Origin of the sequence: Rhodopirellula bahusiensis (assembly GCF_002727185.1) — a bacterium.
GTDB classification, from domain to species: domain Bacteria; phylum Planctomycetota; class Planctomycetia; order Pirellulales; family Pirellulaceae; genus Rhodopirellula; species Rhodopirellula bahusiensis.
Map to the genome: position 1 here is coordinate 20,496 of NZ_NIZW01000049.1, position 7,846 is coordinate 28,341.

General features: G+C 55.7%; 4 protein-coding genes. All 4 read left to right on the forward strand.

From position 1 onward, the window contains the following. Positions 1 to 14: 14 nt before the first annotated feature. The 4 genes from CEE69_RS33445 to CEE69_RS31225 all read left to right on the forward strand — a co-directional run bounded on the left by CEE69_RS33445 (position 15) and on the right by CEE69_RS31225 (position 7,242). Positions 15 to 3,515 carry a sulfatase-like hydrolase/transferase gene (locus CEE69_RS33445; protein ID WP_390180013.1) on the forward strand — a complete coding sequence of 1,167 codons (3,501 nt, stop codon included), beginning with the start codon at positions 15 to 17 and terminating at the stop codon, positions 3,513 to 3,515. Between the two features lie 9 nt (positions 3,516 to 3,524). Further along, complete coding sequence (locus CEE69_RS31215) at positions 3,525 to 4,961, forward strand: sulfatase family protein (protein ID WP_099264412.1); 1,437 nt, start codon at positions 3,525 to 3,527, stop codon at positions 4,959 to 4,961. 63 nt (positions 4,962 to 5,024) lie between these two features. After that, positions 5,025 to 5,999, forward strand: a complete 975-nt coding sequence (locus CEE69_RS31220) for a family 43 glycosylhydrolase (RefSeq protein ID WP_233215827.1) — start codon at positions 5,025 to 5,027, stop codon at positions 5,997 to 5,999. Position 6,000: 1 nt separating this feature from the next. Beyond that, entirely contained in the window at positions 6,001 to 7,242 is a 1,242-nt protein-coding gene (locus tag CEE69_RS31225) for a DUF6786 family protein (RefSeq protein ID WP_099264414.1), read from the forward strand. The last annotated feature ends 604 nt before the right edge of the window (positions 7,243 to 7,846 follow it).

Below are 7,846 nucleotides of genomic sequence, written 5' to 3' on the forward strand. Positions count from 1 at the left end.
CCCCGTGCAAGCAAATGCCCCTCATGAATTCATCCCTGATCCCTCTTTGCGCTGCCGCATTGGTGATGCTTGTCACCTGCGGAACATCCGCCGCGGCGGAGCGACCACCCAACGTCGTTCTGATCTTTGTTGACGACCTCGGCTACGGAGACCTGAGTTGCTATGGAGCAACGAAACTATCGACACCAAATATCGATCAACTTGCCGCGGAAGGACGACGGTTCACCGACGCCCACTCCGCATCCGCCGTGTGCACGCCTTCACGCTACGGGCTGCTGACGGGACAGTACCCGGTTCGCGCGATGGGCGGGCAAGGAGTTTGGGGGCCGCTTCCGACGACCTCCGGTTTGATCATCGACACGAACACGCAAACGATTGGAAAGGTCTTCAAGGACAAAGGCTACGCAACAGCCTGTCTTGGGAAATGGCATCTGGGATTCAAAGAAGAACCCAACGATTGGCAAGTGCCACTGCGGCCGGGACCTCAGGACGTCGGGTTTGATCATTACTTTGGTGTGCCATTGGTCAACAGCGGCAGCCCCTACGTCTATGTCAACGATGACAGCATCTTCGGATACGACCCAAGCGATCCGTTGGTGTACGGCGGCAAACCCGTGTCCCCCACGCCCACGTTTCCTGCAGAAGCGTCCATCAAGAGCCCAAACCGATTCAGCGGTGCTCTGAAGGCTCTCGAAATCTACGACGACGAGAAAACAGGCACGCTTCTGACGGAACGCGCGGTGAATTGGATCACTCAAAAGAAAGACGAACCGTTCTTTCTGTATTTCGCCACTCCCAACATTCATCACCCATTCACCCCGGCGCCCCGTTTCAAGGGCACCAGCCAGTGCGGCCTCTACGGCGATTTTGTCCATGAGTTGGACTGGATGGTCGGTGAGATCGTGAAGTCGCTCGAAGACAATGGCCTGACTGAAAACACACTCGTCCTCTTCACAAGCGACAACGGCGCTATGCTCAACCGAGCTGGACGCGATGCGGTCAAAGCCGGGCATCAACCCAATGGCGAATTGCTGGGGTTCAAATTCGGCGTCTGGGAAGGCGGACACCGAGTTCCCCTGATCGCGAAATGGCCGGGCAAAATCAAAGCGGGAACTCAGTCCGATCAACTGATCAGCCAAGTCGACCTGTTTGCCACGTTCTCGGCACTGACCGAGCAAGAGATGCCATCGTCGGAGCAGAAAGACAGCATCAACATGTTGCCTGCGTTGCTGGATGAACCCAGCGAACCCTTGCGGACGGAGTTGGTCCTCGCACCACGCCAACCGCGCAACTTGGCGATTCGAAAAGGCAAGTGGCTTTACATCGGTGCTCGAGGCAGCGGCGGATTCAACGGTTCCAAACCCCAGCATCACGCTTGGGGAGGTCCCGCCGCGGTTCAGTTCTCCGGTCACAAGAACAGCGACATCGTCAACGGCCGCATCAAGAAGGATGCTCCGCCCGCTCAGCTTTACGATTTGGAAAAGGACCGATCTCAGACCACCAACGTGTTCCAAGATCACCCTCTGATCGTGAAAGAAATGAAAGCGTTGCTGGCAAGCTACGCCCCTTCGAAGCCAACGCAGCAACAGAAACCTGCCTCGAAAGAAGGAAACGGCATTCCCGCCAAGAAAACTCCCGTGACACCGAGCTCTCGAAACACATCCTGGGACTTCGAATCGGGCAAGCTGGAACCATGGAGAATCATCGAAGGGAAATTCGGGCATCCAATCGGAAATCGAGATCGCTTCATCAACAACAACAAGAGTGACTACAACAAGCAGGGCAAGCACTACCTGACAACACTCGAATTCAGTCTTGAAGCTGAGCGAGGATCGGACCAGCAAACCGGAGTGATTGTCTCGCCAGAGTTCATTGCCGAGCCCGGCCCAATGACTTTCCGCGTCGGAGGTGGAAGGGGACCCAACACCTATGTCGCGCTGTGCCTGGTCGATGGAGGAGAACTGAAGACGGCCCGCGGGGTGAACTCGGAGGTGATGCAAAGCGTCAACTGGGATCTCACGCCCTATGCCGGCAAAAAGTTGTTTCTCAAAGTCGTTGATGAATCAACAAGTGGCTGGGGGCACATCACGGTGGACGACTTCCAGTTCGATGCAAAAGTTCTGTTGGAAACACACCAGAGAACAGCAGCCGAATCAGCGAACGCCAAACACAAACCTACCGCCAAGCCAAACCTGGTTGTCATCTTGACGGACGACCAAGGCTATGGCGACCTCAGTTGCTTTGGTGGTCAACACGTCGCCACGCCTCGAATCGATCAGATGGCGACCGAAGGGTCTCGGCTGACCAGTTTCTACGTGGCCGCTCCCGTTTGCACTCCATCACGAGCGGGGCTGATGACGGGTTGCTATCCCAAGCGAATCGGCATGGCGATGGGTTCCAATTTCGGAGTGCTGCTGGCTGGCGATCGCAAAGGTTTGCATCCCAATGAAATCACCATCGCGGAAGTCTTGAAAACAGCGGGCTATCGGACCGGCATGTTTGGCAAATGGCACCTCGGCGACCAACCAGAATTCCTCCCGACGAAACAAGGCTTTGATGAGTTCTTTGGCCTGCCCTACAGCCACGACATTCATCCGTTTCATCCTCGGCAGAATCACTACCAGTTCCCACCGTTGCCTCTGCTGGAGGACGACACGGTCGTCGAAATGGAACCCAACGCTGACTTCTTGACCAAACGGATCACGGAACGTGCGGTCTCGTTCATTGACCGAAATAAAGACCATCCATTCTTTCTGTACATCCCCCATCCCATTCCTCATGCCCCGCTGCACGTCTCCCCTCCGTTCATGAAGGGTGTTGCCGATGACGTCGTGGCTGCCATCAGCAAAGAAGACGGAAACATTGACTACGCAACGCGTGCGAATCTCTTCCACCAAGCGATCGCCGAAATCGATTGGTCCGTCGGACAAATCCTCGACGCACTGAAATCCAATGGGCTCGACGAGAAAACCATGGTGCTGTTCACGTCCGACAATGGACCGCCAAAGAACACACTCTTCGCCAGCGCCGGCCAACTGCGTGGGCACAAAGGAACCGCGTTCGAAGGCGGTGTGCGTGAACCCACCGTGGTCCGCTGGCCAGGACAAATCCCCGCCAGTCAAGAAAACAACGAACTCATGTCCACCATGGACCTGCTGCCAACATTCGCGAAGCTCGCCAGAGCAACAATCCCAACGGACCGGGTCATCGACGGTAAAGACATCTGGACCACTCTGAAAGGCGAAACGCAATCACCGCACGAAGTCTTCTTCTACCACCGCGGCAACCAATTGGCAGCAGTGAGGTCGGGCAAGTGGAAACTGCATGCCAACAAAGGAGTCCCCCAGCAACTCTACGACCTCGAAAAGGATCTCGGTGAAAAGGTGAACGTCATCGAAGCCAACCCGCAAGTCGTCAACAAACTGCAACGCCATCTGAAAGACTTTGCCGCTGACATCGCCACCAACAGTCGGCCGGCTGCTTTCAAAGACAACCCCAAGCCACTTTCCAACTGAGAACACACGATGCGCACCTTTGTCCGATCCGGCGTTCCGAATCAGAATCGCCACTGCTGTTTTTGGGTTAGCTTGCTCATGGCCGTTGCCATGCCATGGCTGCAAGCTTCCTCCATCGAGGCCGCCGACAGACCACCGAATTTCGTTCTCATTTTCGCGGATGATCTCGGTTACGGTGACATCAGTTGCTACGATTCATCGGGCGTAAAAACGCCGCACCTCGATGCGCTCGCCGAAGAAGGTTTTCACAGCACGGACTTTTTCGTCCCTGCCAACGTGTGCAGTCCTTCTCGCGCCGCTTTGCTGACCGGACGCTATCCGATGCGATGTGGCATGCCCGTGGCTCGCAACGAAAACGTCGCGAAATACCAAGACTACGGTTTTGCCCCGGAGGAGCTCACGATCCCCGAACTGCTGCATCCCGCTGGCTACCGTTCGTTGATGGTGGGCAAGTGGCACTTGGGCATGGAGGTAGAAGGTTCGCACCCGCTCGATGCCGGTTTCGATGAATACTTTGGAATCCCCAGCAACTATGAATCCAAGCGAGGAAAGAATCACAACACCTTGTATCGCGGCAAAGCGGTGGAGCAAGAAAACGTTCCCTGCGAGGTGCTGACGAAACGCTACACCGATGAAGTCATCGAGTTCATCGATCGGCAGCAAGACGATCCGTTCTTCATCTATGTATCGCACCACATCGTGCACAACCCGTTGCGTCCCAGCAAAGACTTCGTTGGCACATCTGAAAAAGGCAAGTACGGCGACTTCATCAAAGAACTGGATCACAGCACCGGCCGAATCATGCAAGCGATTCGCGATGCCGGGATCGATGAGAACACGTTGGTGGTGTTCACATCCGACAACGGTCCCACGCGAAACGGATCCACCGGCGGATTGAACGGTGGCAAGTATTGCACGATGGAAGGCGGCCACCGCGTGCCAGGGATCTTTCGGTGGCCAGGCAAAATCGCACCCAACCAAGTTTCGGACGTCACACTGACCAGCATGGATCTGCTGCCGCTGTTCTGTGGACTCGCCGGAGTTCAGCCACCGGATGATCGCAAGCTGGATGGCAAGAACATTCTGCCGATCCTGCTGGGCAAAGACACCCAATCACCGCACCCGTTTCTTTACTACTACAACGGCACGAATCTACAAGCCGTCCGAGAAGGCAACTGGAAGCTGCATCTTCCTCGCACGACCGACGACCAACCATTCTGGTCGAAGAAGCCCGACAAAACGAAAGGCTTTGTGACACTCAAAAAGCCACGACTGTTCAACCTGGATCGCGACGTGAACGAAAAGCAAAACGTCGCGGATCTTCATCCCGAGATCGTCGCTCGCCTGCAAAGCCAAGCCGAACGGATTCGAAACGAACTCGGTGACGTTCACACGACCGGAACCGATCAACGAAAAATCAATCTCGTTGCCCCGCAGGAACGCTGAACCGTTGCCTGACTCAGTAGCAACCAAATTCACCTCACTCAAAAAAACACCTTGATCACCAACATGCAAAAACTCTTTCTCCCTGCCCTCCTCGTGATGTTGGCAACCTCCGCCCACGCTGATTCGCCCGACGCACCAACCGTCGTTGTCACGCACTCGGCGGTCGAGGGCATTGGTGCCGAACCTGGTGTCATGCGTCGTGACCCGAGCGACATCATCCAAGTCGACGACCTCTTCTACGTGTGGTATTCGAAAGGAAAGATCTCACCGGGATACGACGCCACGATCTGGTACGCGACGTCGAAGGACGGTCACCAGTGGACCGAAAAAGGCATGGCCCTCGCGAAAGGAGAACCCGGCAGTTGGGAAGGAGCCAGTGCCTTCACGCCCAACATCCTGGTCGCTGAAGGACGCTATTGGTTGTTCTACACCGGTACATCCAAGAAGTACGGCAAAGGCTTTCAACCCGATTCGAAAATCGGCATCGCGGTTTCCGATTCACCCGACGGTCCTTGGGAGCGTCTGGCAACCAATCCGGCGCTGTCCAACAGCGAAAACCGGGATGACTTCGACAGTCACCTGGTCGACGATGCTTGCTTGATCGTCCGAGATGGAAAGATTTGGTTCTACTACAAAGGCCGCCAACTGGGCAAAGGCCCCGGCCAAACCCAAATGGGGTTGGCGATCGCTGACAAACCAGAGGGCCCCTACGTGCGCCACGAAGCCAACCCGGTGATCCCTGGCAACCACGAAGTCTTGGTGTGGCCTCAAGGCAAAGGCGTGGCCGCGATGATCGGCACGACTGGCCCGAAAGCGATCACGAATTCAATCCTGTATGCCGAAGACGGAATTCACTTCACCAAAACTCACCATGTGAAAAACGGTCCGTGGGCAGGCGGCGCCTATCGGCCGGAAGCGTTCACGCAACGCGGCAAAGGCCAACTCCCGGATTGGGGTGTCGAAATTGGACGGCCAAAAGGCAAGCAACGCGGTGGGCTGCCATTCATTCAACGGTTCGATGTCACGGAGAAAAACTGAGATGAAGAACACGACTTTCACAACGTTTGCAGGTTTGGTGGTAGCAACCATGAGTTTCTTTCCTGAATCAGCCACCGCGGTGGACGGGTTCGCCGATGATGTGGCGTTCATGAAAAAACACACCGATGTGGTTCTGCTGCATCACGGTGATGCTGCGGTCGCCGTGGCGCCGGCCTACCAAGGCCGAGTGATGACCAGCACCTTTGATCGCAACACCGGCCCAAGCTTTGGCTGGATCAATCGCCCGGTCATCGAGCAAGGCTTCCTTTCCGAGGACGAAAGAACAGGCAAACTCGAAGAACACATTTACATCTTCGGCGGTGAAGAACGTTTCTGGCTCGGTCCCGAAGGTGGGCAGTACGGACTGTTCTTCGATCCCGGAACTCAATTCGAGTTCTCGGACTGGACAACACCTCCGGTGATCGACACGGAGACTTACGAACTGGTCGAGCAAACAGACGTCTCCGCGAGATTCCGACACACAGCAAAACTGACCAACCACAGTGGCACGAAATTCAACGTCGGTATCGAGCGCACAATCAAACTGCTCAGCACTCAAGAAGCCGCTGACCAATTGCAGGTTGAGTTGGGTGACGATCTTCGCATCGTGGGTTACGAAACCGACAATCGAATCACCAACACTGGGGAGAATCCCTGGAAGAGCGAAACGGGTTTGCTCTCGATTTGGATCCTCGGCATGTACAACCCTTCGCCCACAACAACCGTCGTCATTCCCTTTCGCTCCGGCGATGAAGAAGAACTCGGCCCCAAGGTCAACGACGCCTACTTTGGCGAGGTCCCACCGGACTACCTGAGGGTCGAGGAGCAAGAACTGTTCTTCCGTGGCGATGGAACTCGTCGAGGCAAAATCGGCATCTCCCCAGAACGATCCAAAGGCATTGCGGGCAGTTACGACGCTGCAGGAAAAGTGCTGAACATCGTCACCTACAACGTGCAGGATTCGCCGCACGGGTTCGTCAATTCGATGTGGGAACTGCAAGACAAACCGTACGCCGGCGATGTCATCAATTCCTACAACGACGGTTCGCCCGAGCCGAACAAGCCACCACTCGGTCCGTTCTACGAATTGGAAACGTCCTCACCTGCCGCGGCATTGCCACCTGGCGGAACAATGAAACACGTGCAGAGAACGTTCCACATTCACGGCACCGAAGCCGACCTCCAACCACTCGCTCAACATCTGCTCGGCGTGTCGCTGGAGGAGATCAAAACGGCATTCTAAGCCGCTCGGCAGGAATGATCGGGTATGGAACACTTGTCTCGAAATATTCGCGTGGTTGGTTGATGTCGTCGAACAGCGTGATGCGAATGCTTGCAGATGGAAATGATTGAACCTGGGCTTGGACGTTGAGAGTTGCCCGACGGAACAGTTGAGGACAACTGTTCTACTCTGATGCGCTGCTTGTCGCTTATTCATCATCCACTTCTCCCGAAACGAAGCAGGTCGTGCAGTTTTCTGGTGCTGTATCGCTGGCTGGCGCCTGGGTTTCGCCCCGGACGGGGCCGTCATGCTTAGCTCGGGGCGGAAGCCCCGAGACACTGAGTCCGGAAAACAAACGGTCGCCCCGGATGGGGCCGTCATGGGTGTTGGGGGCGTCCCTCGCTCACGCTTTTTGAAGTTGCGCTTTTGCATTTGGTTTTGTTGGCCAACGGCCAACATCAACCCACACGTTTTGAATTGAATTTGGCCGTTGGCCAAAATGGGGCCGTGTTTTTCTGCTCCAGGGGCGATGCCCTTGTCTTTACCCACAACTTTTCGATCTGGTTTGCTCCGCCAGACGCATTCCGTCAAGTAGTAGGGTGAGTTCTCGATAACCTCGCCAGAT

Excerpts from the sequence above, each read along its gene's own strand:
- CEE69_RS31215 (WP_099264412.1), top strand. The coding sequence starts at position 3,525 with ATGCGCACCTTTGTCCGATCCGGCGTTCCGAATCAGAATCGCCACTGC.
- CEE69_RS33445 (WP_390180013.1), top strand. The coding sequence starts at position 15 with ATGCCCCTCATGAATTCATCCCTGATCCCTCTTTGCGCTGCCGCATTG.
- CEE69_RS31225 (WP_099264414.1), top strand. The coding sequence starts at position 6,001 with ATGAAGAACACGACTTTCACAACGTTTGCAGGTTTGGTGGTAGCAACC.
- CEE69_RS31220 (WP_233215827.1), top strand. The coding sequence starts at position 5,025 with ATGCAAAAACTCTTTCTCCCTGCCCTCCTCGTGATGTTGGCAACCTCC.